At 63.6% G+C, this 21,266-nt stretch carries 20 protein-coding genes; 15 read left to right on the top strand and 5 right to left on the bottom strand.

Annotated elements, in window-relative coordinates:
- Nucleotides 1-40: 40 nt before the first annotated feature.
- The 3 genes from asd to G559_RS0123855 are packed head-to-tail and all read right to left on the bottom strand — an operon-like array spanning nt 41 to nt 3,313.
- A complete protein-coding gene (gene asd, locus G559_RS0123845) occupies nt 41-904 on the bottom strand; it encodes an archaetidylserine decarboxylase (protein ID WP_028630639.1) in 864 nt (287 codons plus the stop codon).
- Nucleotides 905-928: 24 nt separating this feature from the next.
- Complete coding sequence (gene rhdA / locus G559_RS0123850) at nt 929-1,744, bottom strand: thiosulfate sulfurtransferase (protein WP_028630640.1); 816 nt, start codon at nt 1,742-1,744, stop codon at nt 929-931.
- 45 nt (nt 1,745-1,789) lie between these two features.
- Nucleotides 1,790-3,313, bottom strand: coding sequence for an HDOD domain-containing protein (locus tag G559_RS0123855; protein WP_028630641.1), 1,524 nt, complete (start codon nt 3,311-3,313; stop codon nt 1,790-1,792).
- Nucleotides 3,314-3,430: 117 nt separating this feature from the next.
- Here G559_RS0123855 and motA point away from each other — a divergent pair, with 117 nt between their 5' ends.
- Nucleotides 3,431-4,282 carry a flagellar motor stator protein MotA gene (gene motA, locus G559_RS0123860; RefSeq protein ID WP_028630642.1) on the top strand — a complete coding sequence of 284 codons (852 nt, stop codon included), beginning with the start codon at nt 3,431-3,433 and terminating at the stop codon, nt 4,280-4,282.
- A gap of 10 nt (nt 4,283-4,292) precedes the next feature.
- Nucleotides 4,293-5,345, top strand: a complete 1,053-nt coding sequence (motB, locus tag G559_RS0123865; RefSeq protein ID WP_028630643.1) for a flagellar motor protein MotB — start codon at nt 4,293-4,295, stop codon at nt 5,343-5,345.
- A 98-nt stretch (nt 5,346-5,443) separates the two neighbouring features.
- Here the strand turns inward: motB and rsgA are convergent, their stop codons facing one another.
- Complete coding sequence (rsgA, locus tag G559_RS0123870) at nt 5,444-6,475, bottom strand: small ribosomal subunit biogenesis GTPase RsgA (RefSeq protein WP_028630644.1); 1,032 nt, start codon at nt 6,473-6,475, stop codon at nt 5,444-5,446.
- A gap of 95 nt (nt 6,476-6,570) precedes the next feature.
- Between rsgA and orn the strand changes: the two genes are divergently transcribed.
- A complete protein-coding gene (gene orn, locus G559_RS0123875; RefSeq protein WP_028630645.1) occupies nt 6,571-7,113 on the top strand; it encodes an oligoribonuclease in 543 nt (180 codons plus the stop codon).
- Here the strand turns inward: orn and queG are convergent.
- Nucleotides 7,103-8,185, bottom strand: coding sequence for a tRNA epoxyqueuosine(34) reductase QueG (gene queG / locus G559_RS0123880; RefSeq protein ID WP_028630646.1), 1,083 nt, complete (start codon nt 8,183-8,185; stop codon nt 7,103-7,105). The two genes, orn and queG, sit on opposite strands and share 11 nt — an antisense overlap.
- Before the next feature lie 68 nt (nt 8,186-8,253).
- Here queG and G559_RS0123885 point away from each other — a divergent pair, with 68 nt between their 5' ends.
- The 12 genes from G559_RS0123885 (at nt 8,254) to G559_RS0123940 (ending at nt 21,216) form a co-directional block, all read left to right on the top strand.
- Entirely contained in the window at nt 8,254-9,753 is a 1,500-nt protein-coding gene (locus G559_RS0123885) for a bifunctional ADP-dependent NAD(P)H-hydrate dehydratase/NAD(P)H-hydrate epimerase (protein WP_028630647.1), read from the top strand.
- Complete coding sequence (gene tsaE, locus G559_RS0123890; RefSeq protein WP_028630648.1) at nt 9,741-10,208, top strand: tRNA (adenosine(37)-N6)-threonylcarbamoyltransferase complex ATPase subunit type 1 TsaE; 468 nt, start codon at nt 9,741-9,743, stop codon at nt 10,206-10,208. Before G559_RS0123885 ends, tsaE begins: the two co-directional genes overlap by 13 nt.
- Nucleotides 10,209-10,216: 8 nt before the next feature.
- Nucleotides 10,217-11,653, top strand: a complete 1,437-nt coding sequence (locus G559_RS0123895; protein ID WP_162144833.1) for an N-acetylmuramoyl-L-alanine amidase — start codon at nt 10,217-10,219, stop codon at nt 11,651-11,653.
- On the top strand, nt 11,650-13,530 hold the full coding sequence (gene mutL, locus G559_RS0123900) for a DNA mismatch repair endonuclease MutL (RefSeq protein ID WP_028630650.1): 1,881 nt from the start codon (nt 11,650-11,652) through the stop codon (nt 13,528-13,530). The genes G559_RS0123895 and mutL overlap by 4 nt, the downstream gene beginning before the upstream one ends.
- Nucleotides 13,531-13,532: 2 nt before the next feature.
- Nucleotides 13,533-14,507 carry a tRNA (adenosine(37)-N6)-dimethylallyltransferase MiaA gene (miaA, locus tag G559_RS0123905; RefSeq protein ID WP_028630651.1) on the top strand — a complete coding sequence of 325 codons (975 nt, stop codon included), beginning with the start codon at nt 13,533-13,535 and terminating at the stop codon, nt 14,505-14,507.
- Nucleotides 14,508-14,601: 94 nt separating this feature from the next.
- On the top strand, nt 14,602-14,856 hold the full coding sequence (hfq, locus tag G559_RS0123910) for an RNA chaperone Hfq (protein ID WP_003453015.1): 255 nt from the start codon (nt 14,602-14,604) through the stop codon (nt 14,854-14,856).
- Between the two features lie 12 nt (nt 14,857-14,868).
- Nucleotides 14,869-16,170: a ribosome rescue GTPase HflX gene (gene hflX / locus G559_RS0123915; RefSeq protein WP_028630652.1), complete on the top strand. Its 1,302-nt coding sequence runs from the start codon at nt 14,869-14,871 to the stop codon at nt 16,168-16,170.
- A 96-nt stretch (nt 16,171-16,266) separates the two neighbouring features.
- Nucleotides 16,267-17,436: an FtsH protease activity modulator HflK gene (gene hflK / locus G559_RS0123920; protein ID WP_028630653.1), complete on the top strand. Its 1,170-nt coding sequence runs from the start codon at nt 16,267-16,269 to the stop codon at nt 17,434-17,436.
- Complete coding sequence (gene hflC / locus G559_RS0123925; protein WP_028630654.1) at nt 17,436-18,305, top strand: protease modulator HflC; 870 nt, start codon at nt 17,436-17,438, stop codon at nt 18,303-18,305. Before hflK ends, hflC begins: the two co-directional genes overlap by 1 nt.
- Before the next feature lie 106 nt (nt 18,306-18,411).
- Nucleotides 18,412-18,597, top strand: a complete 186-nt coding sequence (locus tag G559_RS0123930; protein ID WP_003453007.1) for a DUF2065 domain-containing protein — start codon at nt 18,412-18,414, stop codon at nt 18,595-18,597.
- Nucleotides 18,598-18,631: 34 nt separating this feature from the next.
- The gene (locus tag G559_RS0123935; protein WP_028630655.1) at nt 18,632-19,816 is read left to right on the top strand and encodes an ATP phosphoribosyltransferase regulatory subunit; all 1,185 of its coding nucleotides are present in this window, start codon (nt 18,632-18,634) and stop codon (nt 19,814-19,816) included.
- A gap of 104 nt (nt 19,817-19,920) precedes the next feature.
- Nucleotides 19,921-21,216: an adenylosuccinate synthase gene (locus G559_RS0123940; RefSeq protein WP_028630656.1), complete on the top strand. Its 1,296-nt coding sequence runs from the start codon at nt 19,921-19,923 to the stop codon at nt 21,214-21,216.
- The last annotated feature ends 50 nt before the right edge of the window (nt 21,217-21,266 follow it).

Here is a 21,266-nt window from a genome sequence, read left to right on the forward strand (position 1 = left end):
GCCTGGCCGAACCGGACGGTCCGGCCAGGATTCGCTTCGATCAGGCGTCCTTGGGCAGGGCCAGCAACTGGCCCATGCGTACCTGGCTGCCGGGCCAGGCGTTCTCGGACCAGCGAACCTGGTCCGGGCCGAACAGGACAATCGCGGTGGAACCCAGCTTGAAACGACCGAGCTCGTCGCCCTTCTCCAGCTTGATGGGCGCGCGCGCCGCTTCGTCATAGCTGAAGGTCTTCAGCTCGCGCTTCGGCGGCGTCACCAGGCCGGCCCAAGTGGTTTCGATCGAGGCGACGATCATCGCGCCCACCAGCACCACGGCCATCGGGCCGCGCTCGGTATCGAAGATGCACACCACGCGCTCGTTGCGGGCGAAGAGCTCAGGCACGTTTTCGGCGGTGCTCTGGTTTACCGAGAACAGCCGGCCCGGTACATAGACCATCTCCCGCAACGTGCCGCCCAGGGGCGCATGCACACGGTGATAGTCCTTGGGCGAAAGGTAGACAGTGGCGAACTCGCCGCCCATGAAGGGCGCGGCGCGCTCGGCGTCGCCACCCAGCAGCTCCAGTACGCTGAAGCTGTGGCCTTTTGCCTGGAAGCAGCGGCCGTGCTCGATCGGACCCATCTGGCTGATGGCGCCATCGGCCGGGCAGAGGATGGCCTCGGGGGTTTCGTCCAATGGTCGGGCGCCAGGCTTCAAGGCACGGGTGAAGAAGGCGTTGAAGTGCTCATAGGCGGTGAGGTCTTCGACCAGCGCTTCACTCATGTTCACCTGGTAGCGCTTGGCGAACCAGGTGGTGAAAGCATTCTTGAACCAGTGCACGCGGCACTCGGCGATGCAGCCGGCCAGGCGCGACAGCAGGTGATGCGGCAGCAGGTACTGGCTGATGATGAATAGGCGTTCTTTCATTGGGGTTCCTTGGCGGGTAGGGCGTCAGAGCTCTACAGGGGTATCCGGATGATTGCCCCACTCGGACCAGGACCCGGCATAGCCCTTGACCCGCGGATAACCGAGGGCCTTGGCGACCAGGTAGGTGAAGCCCGAGCGGTGGTGCGTCTGGCAGTGGGTGACGATTTCCTTGTCCGGCGTGATGCCCAGGGACTGGAGGATTCCGGCCATGTCGGTACGGATGCGCAGGGCGCGAGCGGGGTCCATGCCGGCGGTCCACTCGAAGTTGACCGCGCCGGGGATATGCCCGGCCTTGGCGGCCAGCACCTTGGTGCCGTTGTACTCGCCGGGACCGCGAGCGTCCCAGATGGCCAGATCGGCGGCGCCCAGGCGGCCCTGCAGGTACTCGCGGGTGGCGGTGGGTTCGTCGTGCAGGGTCAGGGCGAGCGGGCCACCCACTGGCGTGGGTGTGGCTTCAGTGGTTTCCCGGCCTTCGGCCAGCCAGGCGTGCAGGCCACCGTTCAGGTAGTGGTAACGGTGGTGGCCGATCACATCGAGCAGCCAGATGAAACGTCCGGCCCAGCCGCCGCCTTCGTCGTCATAGACCACATAGGTGGCATCGGCGCGGTGGCCGAGTTCGCCGAACAGCTTTTCGAGGTCGGCCTTGGGCGGCAGCAAGCCAGGTGCCGGTGGCTGGCCGAGCTGGGTGCGCTTCGGATCGACGAAGCGTGCGCCAGGTATGTGGCCTGCGGTGTAGCGGGCAACGCTGGTGAGGTCGACCAGGATCAGCTCGCTGGCGCCAAGCAGGGCCACCAGTTCGGCCGGCTCGATTACCAGTGGCAGGTTGGAGAAGGCAGACATGAAAGCCTCCGTGAATGAACAAAGTGGCGGATTGTATAGGAAAGCCTAGCGGCCGCGTCTGGCGAAGGTGGCGAGGGCGCGCTCGATGCACTGGGCCGTCTTGGCGAAGGCGCGCAGGCTGATTTCGGCGAAAGGCGCGCCGTCCTGGTCCGCCACCACCAGCATGGCCACCCGACCGTTCACCGCGATGGAGCGCAGCAACAGGTGATGTCCCGGGAACAGACTCTTGAGCTGGCCGGGCAGCAGGGCAGAAAACTGCGCCATGTTGTCGGGGCCCAGGCGCAACTGTCCGGGTTGGGTGAGCAGGCGTCGCAGCACCTGGCTCTGGTTGGGGTCCAGTTGCAGGCCGTTGGCCTCCTTTGGCAGTCCGGCCTGTTGCTGGGACAGTAGACGGCTGTGATTGCGGTCGGCCAGTAGTACGAGGATCCGACGCATGCCACCGCTTTCCAGGGCATCTCGGGCGCAGGCGGAAAGTTGCACCACGTTGGTGAAGGGGCTGGGTTCGCGAATCAGCTCGCCGCAGTGACGGCGCCAGTCGTCCAGGGCGCCTGCAGTAGGTGCTGGTGCCGTGACGGGTTCACGGTGCAGGCGATGTTGGTTCCAGGGCCAGAGCAGTGCTTCGGCGGGGTGCCAGAGGTCGTCGCGGGCATGCAAGCGCCCGCTCTGCGCGGCCTGTTGGTGGACATGCTGCTGCAGTTCGTCGAGCGGCATCTTCATGAACAACCCGGTGAGGCGCTGCCAGCGAAGGCTGTGGCCGCCGGACCAGCCGGCATGGGCAGAAATCGCCAGGCCGTTGGCCAGCAGGACGGTGTTGCCCGGTTGGGTCAGCCAGCGACCCAGGGCAGGGTTGGCGTCCAGTTGTTGCTGCTGGTGCAGGGGGTGTTCATTGTCGCGGGCGATATGGAGGGCCTTCACCAGCAGGCGACGATCGTCATTCAGCAGGCGGTAGCCCTCGACAATCCAGCCGGGCAACTTCCAGTGTTCGGCCAGGGCCTGGCAGAGTCGCAGCAGCGGCACGCCAAGCAGTTCGCGCTCGACCCTGGTGGCCGGCTCGCCTTCGCCCAGTACGCGCCTTTCCCAGGTGGCGAAGAGCTCCGGATGGGTGGCCAGGAGCGGCCAGAGGGGGGAGAGGAATAAAAGACTGCACCAGTGGATCTCCTGCCAGAGGCGCGCGAGTCGGGCGGCGAATAGACCGTTGGCCTGCTGGGCGGCGTGCTGGCTGATCAACTGCAACTGGCGCAGCGCGTGGGGAATTTCTTCCTCGGGGATGGCCGGCAAGCGGTTGAGCAACACTTCCGCGCGCTTCAGGCCCAGGCGGCTGAGGGCGACTTCCAGGCTCTCCGCCGGGCTGCTCAGCATGCTGCCGGCGGCGTTGGCCTCGCGCAGAAGGCTGAGGGCAAGGGCAGGACTCTCCTGAGTCAGGTCGGCGATATCGCGCAGGGAGCGGCGGCCGTCGCCGAGGGCGCGGCGGACTTTCTCATGGGCGGCGGCGGGGACGGGCAGGCGCACTCCATCGAGGTGCTTGATCCAGCCGTCGAGGCTGCGTGGCAAGGGCTTTGCGGTTGACATAGAGGGCCGCCAATCTGGCTTTTCGCCTGAACAGGCTATAGTCTGGCGCATATCTTCCGATAATTAGAAGGGGCTCTTTTCATAACCCTTTCTACTGACTCTTCAAGCTTCCTTCCTATGGCAAAAATCATCGGCATCATCGTCGTATTCGCCAGCGTGCTCGGTGGGTACATCCTGTCTCACGGCAAAATCGCCGCGTTGATCCAGCCTTTCGAGGTGTTGATCATCGGTGGCGCCGCGCTCGGGGCGTTCCTTCAGGCCAACCCCGGCAGCACGACGATGATCGTGTTCAAGAAGTCGCTGAAGATGTTCGGCACCCGTTTCACCCACGGTTTCTACCTGGAAGTGCTGCGCTTGCTCTATGAGATCCTCAACAAGAGCCGTCGCGAAGGGATGATGGCCATCGAGGCCGATATCGAGGACGCCGCCGCTAGTCCCATCTTCAGCAAGTACCCGGGCATCCTCAAGGATGAGCGGATGACTGCCTACATTTGCGATTACCTGCGCATCATGTCGTCCGGCAACATGGCGCCCCATGAGCTGGAAGGCCTGTTCGACATGGAACTGGCCAGCCTGAAGGAAGAGTTGGAGCACCCTGCCCACGCCGTCAACCGGATCGCCGATGGTCTGCCGGGCTTCGGTATCGTCGCTGCGGTACTGGGTATCGTGGTCACGATGGCCATGCTGGGCGAGGCCGAGCAGGCCGCCCTCGGCCAGCACGTGGGGGCGGCGCTGGTGGGTACCTTCCTCGGTATCCTCGCGGCCTACGGCTTCTTCGGCCCGCTGGCGGTGTCCCTGGAGCACGATGCCCGCGAAGAGCTGAACGTGTTCGAGGCTATCAAGGCCTGCCTGGTGGCTTCCGCTTCCGGCATGCCGCCGTCGCTGGCAGTGGAGTTCGGCCGCAAGACGCTGTTCCCGGCGCATCGCCCGAGCTTCAGCGAGCTGGAACAAGCCGTGCGCGGCAGCTGAAGGCTGAGTCATGGAGAACAACCAGCCGATCATCGTCAAGCGCGTCAAGCGCTACGCCGCCGGTCACCACGGCGGTGCCTGGAAGATCGCCTTCGCCGACTTCGCCACCGCGATGATGGCGTTCTTCCTGGTGCTCTGGCTGATGTCCTCGGCCACGCCCGAGCAGAAGAAAGCCATCTCTGGCTACTTCAAGGACCCCATCGGCTTCACCGAGAGTGCCAGCCCCTACGTCATCGACTTGGGGGGGACGCCGACGCCAGCGCCTGATCGCACTCTCAATCCGGAACTGAAGGACGCCCCTGATGCCCAGGAGGTGCCAACCGACACCAGCGATACCGCGCCCGTTGACGCCAGCCAGGTCGAAACCCTGGCCGAGCAGATCGAGCGCGAGCGCCTGGAGTTGTTGCTGCAGGAGCTGCAGAACAAGGTCGAAGAGAACCCCGAGCTGCGCAAGTTCAAAGACCAGATACTTTTCGAGATCACCCAGGACGGCCTGCGCATCCAGATCATGGATGCTGCCAACCGCCCTATGTTCGACCTTGGCAGTGCCCGCCTGCAGCCCTATTTCGAAGACATCCTGCTGATCCTCGCGGAGACCATCAAGGCGGTCCCCAACAAGATCAGCATCAGCGGCCATACCGACGCCAAGCCCTATGCCGGCGATGGCGATTTCGGCAATTGGGAGCTGTCCGCCGGTCGTGCCAACGCTGCACGCCGGACCCTGATCGCCGGTGGTTACCCGGAAGGGCAGGTGGCGCGGGTGGTGGGGTATGCCTCGTCCGCATTGTTCGATCGCAAGGACCCTTTCAACCCGGTCAACCGCCGCATCGATATCATCGTCCTGACCAAGAGGGCCCAGCGAGCCATCGAGGGTGAACAGGGGGAGAGTGACCAGCCTGACGATCAGCAGCCTCAGCAAGCCGAGCCCCCAGTCAGTGACGGGGCGATGCCTCAACCGCCGGCGACTGACCCGGGGGAGCCCACACAACCGCGTGAGCTAAGAGAGAAACTGAACATCTTCGAAGACGGTGTGCTGAGGATGGACGAGCCCAAGGGGCAGTGATCCCGCTGCATACGAAAGAGGCCACGCATTGCGTGGCCTCTTTGTTTTCGGGGGGTATTGCGGGATCGACGTCGCTCAACGCGACCGAACGTGCAGGATCAGTATTCGTCCTCGGGCAGGCTGGCAAGGATATGCCGGTAGCTGGCCATGCGTTGTGGATGGATGCGTCCTTCTTCCAGGGCCTTGAGCAGGGCGCAGCCGGGCTCGCGGTCATGCTTGCAGTCACGGAAGCGGCAGGTCCCGAGCAGGTCGTTGAACTCGATGAAGCCGGCATCGACGTCGCCACGGCTGACGTGGCCCAGACCAAATTCGCGGATGCCGGGGGAGTCGATCAACTCGCCGCCACCGGGGAAGTGGAACAATCGCGCAGTGGTGGTGGTGTGGGTGCCCTTGCCGGTGAGTTCGGAAAGGGGGCCTACTCGGGTATCCACGCCTGGAAGCAGGCTGTTCACCAGGGACGATTTGCCCACGCCGGACTGGCCGACGAACACGCTGATGTGGCCATCGAGCCGCGACATCAGGTCCTCCATGCCGCCGCCTTCGCGCGCCGAAACCTCCAGCAGCGGGTAGCCTAGCTGGCGGTAGACGCCGAGCAGATCGTCGAGCATGGCGCTGTTCTGTTCATCCACCAGGTCAGCCTTGTTCAGTAGCAGCAACGGGTGGATGCCTGCGTGTTCGGCGGCGATCAGGTAGCGGTCGATCAGATTGGCGTGGGGGTGGGGCAGGGGTGCGAAGACGATGACAATCTGGTCGACGTTGGCTGCCACTGGCTTGAGCAAGCCGCGCATATCCGGACGGCAGAGCTCCGAGCTGCGCGGCAGTTGGGCAACGATCACGCCGATGCCTTGATTGCCGGAGCGCCAGACCACGCGATCCCCGGTGACCAGGGTTGGCAGGTTGGCGCGCAGGTGGCAGCGCATGATCTGGCCGGCCTGTTCGCCTTCCAGTGCCTCGACTTCCACCTGGACGCCGAAGTGCGCGATCACCAGGCCGGTCTGCTCTGGGCCCAGGTCGCCGCCTTCGAGCTCATCGAGCGCGCGGGACTCTCGTTTGGCTGCGCGGGCTGCGCGCTCTTCCTGGATTTTCTCGATGCGCCAGCTTTGCCGGCGACTGAGTTGGCGCTTTGCCATGGTGGGTCCGCTTGTGAAAAACCGCGCGAGTTTAGCACGCAGCCCGTAACAGCAGGCTCTAAGCTAGAATGCGCGCCTCGCCTTGGAGACCGACTATGCAGAATGCCTTGAACCTTATCTGGATCGATCTGGAAATGACCGGCCTCAATCCGGATACGGACGTCATCATCGAGATGGCCACAATCGTTACCGACAGCGAGCTGAATGTACTCGCTGAAGGCCCGACCATCGCGATCCATCAGAGCGATGAAATCCTCGCCGGCATGGACGAATGGAACACCCGCCAGCACGGCCAGAGCGGCCTGACCCAGCGTGTGCGCGAGAGTCGTATCAGCATGGCCGAAGCCGAGGCCCAGACCCTGGCCTTCCTCGAACAGTGGGTACCCAAGGGCAAGTCACCGATCTGCGGCAACAGCATCTGCCAGGATCGCCGCTTCCTCTATCGCCACATGCCGCAGCTGGAAGCCTACTTCCACTACCGCAATCTGGACGTCTCCACGGTCAAGGAGCTGGCCGCACGCTGGGCGCCCAAGGTGCGTGATGGCGTGAAGAAGAGCAGCAGCCACCTGGCTATGGACGACATCCGCGACTCCATCGCGGAGCTGCGGCACTATCGTGAGCATTTCATCAAGATCTGACTCGCGTCGCGCTTGCCCCGTGCCGGGCAAGCGCCCACTCCACATGCTCGCGCACCAGCTCAGATGGGTATTCGCGGCGCAGCTGCAGGGCTTCGAGTACCGGGATGCTCGACGGCGCATTGCCCAGCCCCACCGCCAGGTTGCGTAGCCAGCGTTCGTAGCCGGCGCGACGCAGGGGTGAGCCTTCGGTTCGACTGAGGAATTCTTCCTCGCTCCAGCGGAACAGCTCAGCCAGCTCGGCGTTGTCCAGGCCGTGGCGCGGCTGGAAGTCGCCTTCACCTGAGGGGCGGGCAAAGCGGTTCCAGGGGCAGACCATCTGGCAGTCGTCGCAACCGAACACCCGGTTGCCGATCAGCGGGCGCAAGTCTTCGGGAATACTGCCCTTGAACTCGATGGTCAGGTAGGAAATGCAGCGCCGCGCATCCAACTGGTAAGGGCCGACGAAGGCGGCGGTAGGGCAGATGTCCAGGCAGGCCGAACAGCGACCGCAATGCTCGCTGCCGTGGGGCTCATCCACCGGCAAGGGGGCGTCGACGAACAGCTCGCCGAGGAAGAAGTAGCTACCGGCCTTGCGGTTGAGGACCAGGGTGTTCTTGCCAATCCAGCCCAGCCCGGCCTGCTCTGCGATGGCTTTCTCCAGCACCGGCGCGCTGTCGACGAAGGCGCGATAGTTGAACGGACCTATGACCTTCTCGATGCGCTCGGCCAGGTGCTGCAGGCGTTTGCGGATCAGTTTGTGGTAGTCGCGCCCCAGGGCGTAGCGCGAGACATAGGCCTTTTCCGGCTGGCCCAGCACCTTGGCCATGCGCGTATCGCCGGGCAGGTAGTCCATGCGCAGGGAAATGACCCGCCGGGTGCCGGGCACCAGTTCGTCCGGGTGCGAGCGCTTGCTGCCGTGGGCGGCCATGTAGTCCATCTCGCCTTGGAACCCGGCGTCCAGCCAGCGCTGCAGGTGTCGTTCATGTTCACCGAGCTCCACTCCGGTGATGCCCACCTGCTGGAAGCCCAGTTCTCGGCCCCAGTCCTTGATGGATTGAGCGAGGGAGGCGAGATCTTGCGAGGAAAGGGTCATGCTGGGGCGGGAAACCGGTGTCGAGGTGGATATAATTCTGCCAGACCTCGCAGCCACAACCGAATCCAATGCTTCCTTCCCGCGACGACCTGCCCCTTTCGCTTCATTCCGCCGCCCAGGTGCGGGATCTCGACGCCCGCCTGATCGCTGCCGGCACTCCGGGCTTCGAGCTGATGCGGCGTGCCGCTCATGCGACCTGGCGGGCCCTGCGCCGGCGTTGGCCGGAGGCAGGAAGCCTCAGCGTCCTGGCCGGCCACGGCAATAATGCCGGCGATGGCTATCTGATAGCGGCACTGGCCCAGCGTGCTGGCTGGCGGGTCAAGGTGTTGGCCGTTGGGGCGAGCGATGCCCTCACTGGTGATGCCGCGCTGGCGCGGGATGAGGCCATTGCCGCCGGCATCACCATCCAGCTTTGGAGCGAATGCGCGACATTGGATGGCGTGGCAGTTGACGCCCTGTTGGGCACTGGGCTTTCCGGCGCGGTGCGCGAACCCTACGCCCAGGCCATTCGCCTGCTCAACTCCAGTGCCCTGCCGGTGCTGGCCGTGGATATTCCGTCCGGCCTCTGTGCCGACACCGGCCGCGTGCAGGGCGTCGCAGTGCGAGCAGACCTGACGGTGACCTTTATCGGCCTCAAGATAGGCCTGTTCACTGCCGATGCGCCGAATCTGGTGGGCGAGTTGGTGTTCGATGATCTGCAGGCCGATCCGGCTTTGCTTGCGGTCACGCCGCGAGTTGCAGAGCGCATGGCGGTCGGCGGTCTGCAACGCCTTGCACCACGCCCACGCACTGCCCACAAAGGTCAGTTCGGCCATCTGCTGGTGGTAGGGGGGGATCGCGGCCTGGGTGGTGCAGCGCTGCTGTCGGCGGAAAGCGCCCTGCGCAGTGGCGCTGGATTGGTGTCTCTGGCGACCCGGCCCGAACACGTGCCGGCCGCCCTGGCGCGGTGCCCGGAACTGATGAGCGCGGGAGTGAGCTCCGCCAATCAGCTGCTGGCGCTGGCGAGTAAGGCCGACGTGCTGGTGGTGGGGCCGGGGCTGGGGCAGGGCGCCTGGGGGCGCAGTCTGCTCAGCGTTGTGGCGGGACTGGAAGTGCCCCAGGTCTGGGATGCCGATGCGCTTAACCTGCTCGCAGTCGGACAGGCCAGACTACCTGTTGGCGCTGTGATCACGCCGCATCCGGGGGAGGCCTCGCGCCTGCTGGGGGTTCCCACCGCTGACGTGCAGGCCGACCGACCGCGTACGGCCTTGGCGCTGGCGCAGAAGTTCGATGCCGTAGTCCTGCTAAAGGGCGCCGGTAGCCTGGTGGCCGCCCCTGATGGTCGTCTCGCACTCTGTGATCGTGGCCATCCGGTGATGGCCGGGGCCGGGCTTGGGGATGTGCTTGCCGGCCTGATCGGCGCACTGCTGGCCCAGGGGATGGACGGCTACGCCGCCACCTGCTTGGCCGTCTGGCTGCATGCCAATGCTGGCGAAAGCCTGGCCCGAGCGGGCAGGGGGCTGGCGGCCAGTGATCTAATTCCGACCATTCGTCAGTTGCTCGAGGAGTTTGCGCCGTGCCTGAAGTGATCCTGCATGCCGAAGGCGAGGAGGCCATGCTGGCCCTCGGTGCCCGCTTGGCGCTCCTGACCGAGGGGAGTGGAATTCTTTACCTGCACGGAGACCTCGGCGCGGGCAAGACCACGCTATCTCGCGGCATCCTGCGCGGCCTGGGCCACGCCGGTGCGGTGAAAAGTCCCACCTTCACCCTGGTGGAGCCTTATGAAATCGGTGACAAGCGCGCCTTCCATTTCGATCTATACCGCCTGGCCGACCCGGAGGAACTGGAATTTCTGGGTATCCGCGATTACTTCGAAGGCGATGCGCTGTGCCTGATCGAGTGGCCGCAGCGGGGCGCCGGCATTTTGCCAAAGGCTGACCTGGACATTAACATTACGCAGCAAGCGGGCGGCCGTTCGCTGCGGTTGTCGCCACACACTGAGCGCGGCGAAGCATGGTGTGCCGCCCTGGCCTTAGGAGCATGAAAACAAAGATGGGGTGGGGTATGCGCTCGCGCGCACTGTTTGCCGGGATTGGGGTTCTGCTCGCGGCGTTCGCCGCTGATGTCCTGGCTGCCGCGGAGGTCCGCGGGGTGCGGCTTTGGCGCGCGCCTGACAATACCCGCCTGGTCTTCGACTTGTCTGGGCCGGTGCAGCATTCCGTCTTCACCCTGACTGCACCTAATCGCATCGTCATCGATATCAATGGCGCCCAGCTGGCCACCAAGCTGGAGCAACTGTCCCTCAGCAATACGCCGATCACCAGCGTCCGTTCCGCCCAGCGCACGCCCACCGATCTGCGGGTGGTGATCGACGTGTCAGCCAGCGTGACGCCGAAGAGCTTCTCCCTGGCGCCCAACCAGCAGTACGGAAACCGCCTGGTGGTGGACCTGTTCGATCAGGAAGCCGCCGCCGCTGAGGCCAGCGCACCTCAGGTCGCCATCGCGCCAAGCACGCCTCAGTCTCCCGTGACGCCGACCCAGCCGGCCCCCAGCAAGCTGCCGCCAGTGCCGGGTGGCAAGCGCGATATCGTGGTTGCCATTGACGCTGGTCACGGTGGTGAAGACCCCGGCGCCCTCGGGCCCAAGGGGCAGTACGAGAAGAACGTGACCCTGGCCATCTCCAAGGAGCTGCAGCGTCAGATCAACCAGGAGAAGGGCTTCCGTGGCGAACTGGTGCGTACCGGCGACTACTTCATCCCGCTGCGCAAGCGTACCGAGATCGCCCGCAAGAAAGGCGCCGACCTGTTCGTCTCCATCCACGCCGACGCTGCGCCAAGTCGCAGTGCCTTCGGTGCTTCGGTGTTTGCCCTGTCTGACCGTGGCGCCACTTCGGAAACCGCGCGCTGGCTGGCCGACAACGAAAACCGCTCCGACCTGATCGGTGGTGTGGGCAGCGTCAGTCTGGACGACAAGGACCGCATGCTCGCGGGTGTGCTGCTGGATCTGTCGATGACGGCAACCTTGTCTTCCAGCCTCAACGTCGGACAGAAGGTGCTGAGTAACGTCAGCCGTGTCACCCCGTTGCACAAGCGCCGGGTGGAGCAGGCTGGCTTTATGGTGCTGAAGTCGCCGGATATTCCGTCGATCCTTGTGGAGACCGGCTTCATCTCCAACCACAACGAATCCCAAAAGCTGGCGAACCGCAGCCACCAGCAGGCGCTGGCGCGCTCGATCCAGACCGGCATCAAGCAGTTCTTCCAGCAGAACCCTCCGCCGGGAACCTATATCGCCTGGCTGCGTGACCAGGGGAAGATCGCCATCGGTCCACGTGAGCACGTGGTGACCTCTGGTGAGAGCCTGGCGCTGATTGCTCAGCGTTACGAGGTGAGCATGGCCACCCTGCGTAGTGCCAATTCTCTGAAGAGCGACCACCTCAAGGTCGGTCAGATGCTGACTATCCCCGCGGCGGCGCTGGCGGCGCAGCCATGAGTGAGTTGGCGCGCATCCAGCTGCTGAGTCCGCGGCTGGCAAACCAGATCGCCGCCGGCGAGGTGGTTGAGCGCCCCGCCTCGGTTATCAAAGAGCTGCTGGAGAACAGCCTGGATGCAGGTGCCCGGCGTATCGATGTTGAGGTGGAGCAGGGCGGTATCAAGCTACTGCGGGTGCGTGACGACGGCGGTGGTATCCCGCCAGATGACTTGCCCCTGGCCCTGGCTCGCCACGCCACCAGCAAGATCCGTGATCTCGAAGACCTGGAGCGGGTGATGAGCCTGGGTTTCCGTGGTGAGGCCCTGGCGTCGATCAGTTCCGTCGCGCGCCTGACCATGACTTCTCGCACCGCCGACGCTGATCAGGCCTGGCAGGTGGAAACCGAAGGTCGCGACATGGAAGCCCGGGTGCAGCCGGCCGCCCATCCCGTGGGCACTTCGGTGGAGGTGCGCGACCTGTTCTTCAATACACCTGCGCGCCGCAAGTTCCTACGTGCAGAGAAGACCGAATTCGACCACCTGCAGGAAGTCATCAAGCGCCTGGCCCTGGCCCGCTTCGACGTGGCATTCCACTTGCGCCACAACGGCAAGACCATCTTCGCCCTGCACGAGGCGCGCGAGGCCATTGCCAGAGCCCGTCGTGTCGCGGCTGTCTGCGGCCCGGCCTTCCTTGAGCAGGCGCTGCCCATCGAAGTCGAACGCAATGGCCTGCATCTCTGGGGTTGGGTCGGGCTGCCGACCTTCTCCCGCAGCCAGGCGGACCTGCAGTACTTCTACGTGAACGGCCGCATGGTACGTGACAAGCTGGTCGCCCACGCGGTGCGGCAGGCTTATCGCGACGTGCTCTACAACGGGCGGCACCCGACCTTTGTGCTGTTCTTCGAGGTTGATCCGGCGGTGGTCGACGTCAACGTGCACCCGACCAAGCACGAGGTGCGCTTCCGTGACAGTCGCATGGTTCATGACTTCCTCTACGGCACCTTGCACCGCGCCTTGGGTGAGGTTCGCCCCGAGGACCAGTTGGCTGCGCCGGGCGCTACCGAAGTCGTGATGCGCCCGACCGGCAGCGCTGCCGGTGAATTCGGGCCCCAGGGTGAGATGAGTCTGGCGGCCAATGTGCTGGAGCAGCAAGTGGTCGAGCCGGCATGGCGCCTGCCTGCAGGCGGCGGCTACCAGGCTCCGCGTTCGCAGCCAGCTGTGCCGGTTGCCGAGGCGCAGGGTGCGTATCGTGAGTTTTTCGCGCCGCTGACAGCCTCTCCCGCACCACCTGCGCTGCCTGAGTCGCAGGGTGATGTCCCGCCTTTGGGCTACGCATTGGCCCAACTCAAGGGTATCTACATACTCGCTGAGAATGCCCAGGGGCTTGTGGTGGTGGATATGCATGCTGCTCACGAACGCATCACCTACGAGCGCTTGAAGGTGGCCATGGCCAGTGAAGGGCTCAAGGGGCAGCCGCTGCTGGTGCCCGAGTCCATCGCCGTCAGCCAGCGCGAGGCTGATTGTGCTGAAGAGCATGGCGAGTGGTTCCGCCGGCTTGGTTTTGAGCTGCAGCGTCTCGGTCCGGAAACCCTGGCCATCCGCCAGATTCCGGCGCTGTTGAAGCAGGCCGAAGCCTCGCAGCTCGTGCGCGACGTGCTCTCCGATTTGCTGGAGTACGGCACCAGCGACCGCATCCAGGCGCACCTCAATGAGCTACTCGGCACTATGGCCTGTCACGGCGCCGTGCGTGCCAATCGCCGCCTGACTCAGCCGGAAATGAATGCCCTGCTGCGCGACATGGAGCACACTGAGCGCAGTGGTCAGTGCAACCATGGGCGTCCGACCTGGACGCAGCTGGGTATGGATGACCTGGACAAGCTGTTCCTGCGCGGCCGCTGAACATGACTGAACGGCTGCCGCCGGCGATCTTTCTCATGGGCCCCACGGCTGCCGGTAAGACCGACCTGGCCCTGGAGCTGGCGCGAACGCTGCCGTGCGAGCTGATCAGTGTCGATTCGGCGCTGATCTACCGTGGCATGGATATCGGCACCGCCAAGCCGGATAAGGCCACATTGGCCGAGTTTCCCCATCGCCTGATCGATATCCGCGACCCGGCCGAGAGCTACTCAGCCGCAGAGTTCCGTGCCGATGCCCTCGCCGCCATGAAGGAAATCACCGCCAGGGGCAAGATTCCGCTGCTGGTCGGCGGCACCATGCTGTATTTCAAAGCGCTGTTGGAAGGGTTGGCGGACATGCCCAGCGCCGATCCCGCGGTGCGCGCGGAGTTGGAAGCCCGCGCAGCCCGTGACGGCTGGGAGGCTCTGCATCGGGAATTGGCGGTGGTGGACCCGGAGTCCGCGACACGAATCCATCCCAATGATCCCCAGCGCCTGACCCGGGCACTGGAAGTCTACAAGGTCAGTGGGCTCACCATGACTGCTCACCGACAGCGCCAGGCTGCGCAAAATATGGCCGGGAACACGCCGGGAACGGCGCATTTGCCGTATACTGTCGCGCACTTGGCCATTGCTCCCGCGCAACGTCAGGTTTTGCACGAAAGAATTGCGCAACGTTTTCGATTGATGCTGGAACAGGGCTTCATCGAAGAGGTCGAAGCGCTGCGCTGCAGAAGTGACTTGCATGCAGGGCTGCCGTCTATAAGAGCGGTTGGTTATCGTCAGGCCTGGGATTATCTGGATGGCGTGCTGACTCGGGCCGAGATGGAAGAGCGCGGTATCATTGCCACCCGCCAACTCGCCAAGCGACAGTTCACCTGGTTACGCAGTTGGTCCGACCTGCACTGGTTGGACAGCCTGGCTTGCGACAATCTGCCGCGCACCTTGAAATACCTGACGTCGGTCTCCATATTGAACTGAGACCTCACCGGTTACCGTCTATCCTTGGGGGTAGGGCGGGTACCGTTCATCTTTCTTGTCATTTGAAAACTAGATCCCTAAAGGAGTGCGGCATATGTCAAAAGGGCATTCGCTACAAGACCCTTACCTCAATACCCTGCGTAAGGAGCGCGTACCGGTTTCTATCTATCTGGTAAACGGCATCAAGTTGCAAGGCCAGATCGAATCCTTCGACCAGTTCGTGATTCTGCTGAAGAACACTGTCAGCCAGATGGTCTACAAGCACGCCATTTCCACTGTGGTACCGAGTCGTCCGGTACGTCTGCCCAGCGCTTCCGAGCAAGAGCAGCCTGAGCCGGGTAACGCCTGATAGGAGACTGCTTTGTTTTTCGAACGCCCTGGTGGTGGTGAACGGGCCATCCTGGTTCATCTGGAAGGCCAAGATCCCGAGGCGCGCGAAGACCCGCAGGAATTCCTTGAGCTTGCACGTTCGGCCGGTGCGGACACGGTGGCATTCGTCTCCGTTTCCCGTCACCAGCCAACGGCGAAGTACCTGATAGGCAGCGGCAAAGTCGACGAGTTGCATGACCTGGTCAGGGCTGAGCAAGCCGAGCTGGTCATCTTCAATCACACCCTTACACCCAGCCAGGAGCGCAACCTTGAGCGTGCCTTCGAGTGCCGGGTGCTTGATCGTACCGGTCTGATTCTCGATATCTTTGCCCAGCGCGCCCGTACGCATGAGGGCAAGCTGCAGGTCGAACTGGCCCAGCTTGAGCACATGAGCACGCGCCTGGTGCGCGGTTGGACTCACCTTGAGCGCCAGAAAGGCGGTATCGGCCTGCGTGGCCCGGGTGAAACCCAGCTGGAAACCGACCGCCGCCTGCTGCGAGTGCGCATTCGCCAGATCAAACAGCGTCTTGAAAAGGTCCGCAGCCAGCGCGAGCAGGCTCGTCGCGGGCGCAAGCGTGCGGATATTCCGGCAGTTTCCCTGGTTGGTTATACCAACGCCGGCAAGTCCACGCTGTTCAATTCCCTGACCTCCTCTGAGGTCTATGCAGCCGACCAGTTGTTCGCCACTCTTGATCCGACTTTGCGCCGGCTGGAGTTGGACGATCTGGGGCCGATCGTGCTGGCGGACACCGTGGGTTTCATTCGCCACTTGCCGCACAAGCTGGTGGAGGCCTTCCGGGCTACCCTTGAAGAATCCGCCAACGCCGATCTTCTGCTACATGTGATCGATGCCCATGAGCCTGAGCGCATGGCGCAGATCGAGCAGGTGCTCGCGGTGCTGGGTGAGATCGGTGCTGAAGGCTTGCCAATGCTGGAGGTCTACAACAAGGTGGACCTGCTGGAAAGCGTCGAGCCGCACATCCAGCGCGACGAAGAAGGCAAGCCGGAGCGGGTCTGGCTGTCGGCACGTGATGGCAGTGGACTCGAGTTGCTCGAGCAGGCCGTGGCTGAGCTGCTGGGTGACGACCTGTTTGTGGGTACCTTGCGCCTGCCGCAGCGATTCGGCCGGTTGCGGGCTCAGTTCTTCGCTCTCGGCGCTGTGCAGACCGAGGAGCACAATGAAGCAGGGGATGCGTTGTTGGCTGTGCGCCTGCCGCGTGTCGAGCTGAACCGGCTGGTCAGTCGTGAAGGTTGGCAGCCAAGCGAGTTTCTCGAGCAACACACTTTGCAATAAAGCCCGTTTAGGTGGTTTTGCGGCGGGCCGCGGGCTTGGGTAGCATGGGCGGGCGCGCCGTGGGCGCGTCTTTGCTTTATCAGTATGGAGAGCGCTATGGCTTGGAATGAGCCGGGTGGCAACTCGAACAACCAGGATCCCTGGGGTGGACGCCGTGGTGGCGACCGCAAAGGGCCACCGGACTTGGACGAGGCCTTCCGCAAGCTGCAGGACAGCCTGAACGGGCTGTTCGGCAGCGGCAAGAAACGTGGCGGCGGCGATGGCAGCGGCGGCAGATCAGGCGGTTTTGGCCTGCTCGGTATTGGCCTGGCACTGCTTGCTGTGGTCTGGCTGTACAGTGCCGTCTATGTGGTGGACGAGCAGGAGCAGGCCGTCGTGCTGCGCTTCGGCAAGTACTACGAAACTGTCGGTCCTGGCCTGAACTTCTATTTTCCGCCGATCGATCGCAAGTTCCAGGAGAACGTCACCCGCGAACGTGCATACAGTAAGCAGGGTCAGATGCTCACCGAGGACGAGAACATCGTCGAGGTGCCGCTCACCGTCCAGTACAAGATCAGCAACCTCCAGGATTTCGTGCTGAACGTCGATCAGCCTGAGGTCAGCTTGCAGCACGCCACTGAAAGCGCCCTGCGCCACGTGGTGGGCTCGACTGAGATGGACCAGGTGCTGACTGAGGGGCGCGAGCTGATGGCGAGCGAGATCAAGGAGCGCCTGCAGCGCTTCCTCGATACTTATCGCACCGGTATCACGGTTACCCAGGTCAACGTGCAGAGTGCGGCTGCCCCGCGTGAAGTGCAGGAAGCCTTTGATGACGTGATTCGTGCCCGCGAAGACGAACAGCGCGCCAAGAACCAGGCTGAGGCTTATGCCAACGCAGTGGTGCCCGAGGCTCGAGGTCAGGCGCAGCGCATCATCGAAGATGCCAACGGCTACCGCGACGAAGTGATCGCCCGGGCTGAGGGTGAGGCCGACCGCTTCAGCAAGTTGCTCACCGAGTACCACAAGGCCCCGGAAGTCACTCGCCAGCGCCTGTACCTGGAGACCATGCAAGACGTCCTTGGTAGCACCAGCAAGGTGTTGGTAACCGGCAAGGAAGGCCAGAACAACCTGCTCTACCTGCCGTTGGACAAGATGATCGACAATCGTGGCGGTAGCTCCGCCCCGGTGGCGCCAGCCGCATCTGCCGGAGCAAGTGGCAGTGATCTCGGTTCGCGTGTTTCCACCGACTTGCAGCAGCGCAATCTGCGTTCCAGGGAGAGTCGCTGATGAGCAATAAATCGCTGTTTGCCCTGATCGGCGGTGTGGTGCTGGCCATGATCGTGTGGAGCAGTCTCTACATCGTGTCGCAGACCGAGAAAGCGGTTCTCCTGCAGTTTGGCCGCATCGTCGAAGCGGACGTGCAGCCCGGCCTGCACATGAAAATTCCGTACGTCAATCAGGTGCGCAAGTTCGACGCTCGCCTGCTGACTCTGGATTCCCCAACCCAGCGTTTCCTTACCCTCGAGAAGAAAGCGGTAATGGTGGATGCCTTTGCCAAGTGGCGTGTGGCTGATGCCGAGCGTTTCTACACCGCGACCTCCGGTATGAAACAGATCGCCGACGAGCGTCTGTCTCGCCGACTCGAGGCTGGTCTGCGCGACCAGTTCGGTAAGCGGACCCTTCATGAAGTGGTTTCCGGCGAGCGCGATGCGCTGATGGCGGACATCACGGCCGCGCTGAATCGCATGGCTAACAAGGAGCTCGGTATCGAGGTGGTGGACGTGCGGGTGAAGGCAATTGACCTGCCCAAGGAAGTCAACCGTAGCGTTTTCGAGCGGATGAGCACTGAGCGTGAGCGAGAGGCCCGCGAACACCGTGCCAAGGGGGCGGAGCTGGCGGAAGGTATTCGTGCCGACGCGGACCGTCAGCGCCGCGTACTGCTGGCCGAGGCCTATCGCGAAGCTGAGGAAACCCGCGGTGACGGTGACGCCAAGGCTGCGTCCATTTACGCCAAGGCCTATGGTCAGGACCAGGAGTTCTACGCCTTCCACCGTAGCTTGCAGGCTTACCGCGAAAGCTTCTCCAGCAAGGGTGATGTGATGGTGCTGGACCCCAATAGCGAATTCTTCCGCTATCTGGACAAGGCCGCACGCTGAATCAGTCCCCCAGCGGACGCTCATCGTCCGCTGGGGTGACCGTCAGGGAAAACGTGTTATTATGGGTCAGCCGGGAAATCCCGGCTTTTTTGCGTCCGCGGGAATCATGTGGCAGGAACTTGGCATTGCCTTTTGTCTGATGTTGGTGCTGGAAGGCATCCTGCCCTTCCTCTATCCGCGCCGTTGGCGCGCCGCGGTGCTTGGGTTGGCGGAGTTCAAGGACCGCCATCTCCGCCTGATGGGCCTGTCCAGCATGTTGCTGGGGACTGGCCTCCTTTATCTGCTTCACTGATGGCTTGCCGCCCGGTTGAGAGGGGATTGGCGAAATGGCAACGGTAGATCGCTGGCTGCTGCCAGACGGTATCGAAGAAGTACTGCCGCCCGAAGCGGCGCGCATCGAGGCAGCCCGCCGCCAGGTGCTGGACCTGTTCCAGCGTTGGGGCTACGACTTCGTGGTCACTCCGCACATTGAATATCTCGAGTCCCTGCTGACCGGTGCCGGCCAGGACCTTGATTTGCGCACCTTCAAGGTGACCGACCCGCAGTCGGGCCACTTGATGGGTTTCCGCGCTGACATCACGCCGCAGGTGGCGCGAATCGATGCTCACACCCTGCGCCGCGAAGGCCCGAACCGACTGTGCTACGCCGGCAGCGTGCTGCATGCCAAGCCGCGCGCGCTGTCCACCTCGCGCAGCCCGATCCAGTTGGGTGCTGAGCTTTACGGTGACGCAAGCCCGGCGAGCGATGTGGAAGTCATCAGCCTGATGCTGGAAATGCTCGAACTGGCTGCCGTGCCGGATGTGCATATGGATCTCGGCCATGTCGGCATCTATCGAGGGCTGGCCAAGGCTGCGGGTCTCTCTGGCGAAGTCGAGCGCAGCTTGTTCGACGCGTTGCAGCGCAAGGCCGTGGACGAAGTGGCTGAGCTGACCGCAGACCTACCGCGCGAGCTGGCTTCCATGCTTCGCGCCCTTGCCGAGCTTTGCGGTGGTCGCGAGGTGCTGGATCTCGCTCAGGGCGTGCTGATGGACGCCCCCGATGACGTGCATGTCGCGCTGGATGAGCTGATCGCCATCGCTGATGCGCTGGAGCTGCGTTATCCCGAGCTGCCGCTCTATTTCGACCTGGGTGAACTGCGTGGTTACCGCTATCACACCGGGGTAGTGTTTGCTGCCTTCGTGCCGGGCGTCGGGCAGTCCATTGCCCAGGGCGGCCGCTACGATGATATCGGCGCCGACTTCGGTCGTGCCCGGCCCGCGACTGGTTTCTCCACCGACCTGAAGACCCTGGTAACCCTGGGGAGCATGGCGCTGGATCAGCCGCTGCCTGGCATCTGGGCGCCAGATAGTCACGACCCTTACCTCTGGTACGAGGTCAAGCGACTGCGTGCCGATGGGCAGCGTGTGGTGCAGGCCTTGCCGGGTCAGGAAGTGGCGTGTGCGCAAGAGGCTGATTGCGATCGCCTTCTGGTCCTGCGTGATGGGCGCTGGCAGGTGGCGGCGCTTTCCTGAGGAAGGTGGCTGCATGGCCGGCGTAGTTGGCCGGCCACAAACGAGTTTCCGTGTTTTCCGCCGGCGGCTGCCGGCATCGAGCTTCTGCGAAGAGGACAAGTGTTATGGGTAAGAATGTCGTAGTCCTGGGCACCCAGTGGGGTGATGAGGGTAAGGGCAAGATCGTCGATCTGCTGACCGACCAGGCTGCCGCCGTCGTGCGTTATCAGGGCGGCCACAACGCCGGCCACACCCTGGTGATCGATGGTGAGAAGACCGTGCTGCACCTGATCCCGTCCGGCATCCTGCGCGAGAACGTCGAGTGCCTGATCGGCAACGGCGTAGTGGTTGCGCCCGACGCGCTGCTGCGCGAAATCACCAAGCTGGAAGAGAAAGGCGTACCGGTGCGTGAGCGCCTGCGCATCAGCCCGGCCTGCACCCTGATCCTGCCCTACCACGTAGCGCTGGACCAGGCGCGCGAAAAGGCCCGCGGCGACGCCAAGATCGGCACCACCGGTCGTGGCATCGGTCCGGCTTACGAAGACAAGGTTGCTCGTCGCGGCCTGCGCATTGGCGATTTGTTCCACCGCGAGCGCTTTGCCGCCAAGCTGGGTGAGTTGCTGGACTACCACAACTTCGTTCTCCAGCACTATTACAAGGAGCCGGCGGTCGACTTCCAGAAGACCCTGGACGAGGCCCTGGCCTACGCTGAGCTGCTCAAGCCGATGATGGTCGACGTGGCTGCGCGCCTGCACCAGCTGCGCAAGCAGGGCGCCAACATCATGTTCGAGGGCGCGCAAGGCTCGCTCCTGGACATCGACCACGGTACCTACCCCTACGTCACCAGCTCGAACACCACTGCTGGCGGTACCGCCACCGGTTCCGGCTTCGGTCCGCTGTACCTGGATTACATTCTCGGTATCACCAAGGCCTACACCACTCGCGTGGGTTCCGGCCCGTTCCCGACCGAGTTGTTCGATGAAACCGGCGCCTTTCTGGCCAAGCGTGGCCACGAGTTCGGCTCGACCACCGGCCGTGCCCGTCGCTGCGGCTGGTTCGATGCCGTGATCCTGCGTCGCGCCATCGAGATCAACAGCATCTCGGGCCTGTGCCTGACCAAGCTGGACGTGCTCGACGGCCTGGAAACCATCCGCATCTGCACCGGCTACAAGGACCAGAACGGCGAGGTCCTGGTGGATGCACCTACCGATGCCGACAGCTACATCGGTCTGCAGCCGGTCTACGAGGAAATGCCGGGCTGGAGCGAATCCACCGTCGGGGTCAAGAGCCTGGAAGAGCTGCCAGCCAGCGCCCGCGCTTACATCAAGCGCGTGGAAGAGCTGGTAGGGGCGCCCATCGATATCATCTCCACCGGTCCTGACCGTAACGAGACGATCATCCTGCGTTACCCGTACGCCTGAGTCTTCTGACTCTCACGGAAGGGCCGCCTCGTGCGGCCCTTCGTCGTTTC

The sequence above is a fragment of the Metapseudomonas resinovorans DSM 21078 genome, from assembly GCF_000423545.1.
Classification (GTDB): Bacteria; Pseudomonadota; Gammaproteobacteria; order Pseudomonadales; family Pseudomonadaceae; genus Metapseudomonas; species Metapseudomonas resinovorans.

What these genes read in the sequence shown, in the direction of transcription:
- asd (WP_028630639.1), bottom strand. Translation starts at nt 904, where the DNA reads ATGAAAGAACGCCTATTCATCATCAGCCAGTACCTGCTGCCGCATCAC.
- rhdA (WP_028630640.1), bottom strand. Translation starts at nt 1,744, where the DNA reads ATGTCTGCCTTCTCCAACCTGCCACTGGTAATCGAGCCGGCCGAACTG.
- G559_RS0123855 (WP_028630641.1), bottom strand. Translation starts at nt 3,313, where the DNA reads ATGTCAACCGCAAAGCCCTTGCCACGCAGCCTCGACGGCTGGATCAAG.
- motA (WP_028630642.1), top strand. Translation starts at nt 3,431, where the DNA reads ATGGCAAAAATCATCGGCATCATCGTCGTATTCGCCAGCGTGCTCGGT.
- motB (WP_028630643.1), top strand. Translation starts at nt 4,293, where the DNA reads ATGGAGAACAACCAGCCGATCATCGTCAAGCGCGTCAAGCGCTACGCC.
- rsgA (WP_028630644.1), bottom strand. Translation starts at nt 6,475, where the DNA reads ATGGCAAAGCGCCAACTCAGTCGCCGGCAAAGCTGGCGCATCGAGAAA.
- orn (WP_028630645.1), top strand. Translation starts at nt 6,571, where the DNA reads ATGCAGAATGCCTTGAACCTTATCTGGATCGATCTGGAAATGACCGGC.
- queG (WP_028630646.1), bottom strand. Translation starts at nt 8,185, where the DNA reads ATGACCCTTTCCTCGCAAGATCTCGCCTCCCTCGCTCAATCCATCAAG.
- G559_RS0123885 (WP_028630647.1), top strand. Translation starts at nt 8,254, where the DNA reads ATGCTTCCTTCCCGCGACGACCTGCCCCTTTCGCTTCATTCCGCCGCC.
- G559_RS0123895 (WP_162144833.1), top strand. Translation starts at nt 10,217, where the DNA reads ATGGGGTGGGGTATGCGCTCGCGCGCACTGTTTGCCGGGATTGGGGTT.
- mutL (WP_028630650.1), top strand. Translation starts at nt 11,650, where the DNA reads ATGAGTGAGTTGGCGCGCATCCAGCTGCTGAGTCCGCGGCTGGCAAAC.
- miaA (WP_028630651.1), top strand. Translation starts at nt 13,533, where the DNA reads ATGACTGAACGGCTGCCGCCGGCGATCTTTCTCATGGGCCCCACGGCT.
- hfq (WP_003453015.1), top strand. Translation starts at nt 14,602, where the DNA reads ATGTCAAAAGGGCATTCGCTACAAGACCCTTACCTCAATACCCTGCGT.
- hflK (WP_028630653.1), top strand. Translation starts at nt 16,267, where the DNA reads ATGGCTTGGAATGAGCCGGGTGGCAACTCGAACAACCAGGATCCCTGG.
- hflC (WP_028630654.1), top strand. Translation starts at nt 17,436, where the DNA reads ATGAGCAATAAATCGCTGTTTGCCCTGATCGGCGGTGTGGTGCTGGCC.
- G559_RS0123930 (WP_003453007.1), top strand. Translation starts at nt 18,412, where the DNA reads ATGTGGCAGGAACTTGGCATTGCCTTTTGTCTGATGTTGGTGCTGGAA.
- G559_RS0123935 (WP_028630655.1), top strand. Translation starts at nt 18,632, where the DNA reads ATGGCAACGGTAGATCGCTGGCTGCTGCCAGACGGTATCGAAGAAGTA.
- G559_RS0123940 (WP_028630656.1), top strand. Translation starts at nt 19,921, where the DNA reads ATGGGTAAGAATGTCGTAGTCCTGGGCACCCAGTGGGGTGATGAGGGT.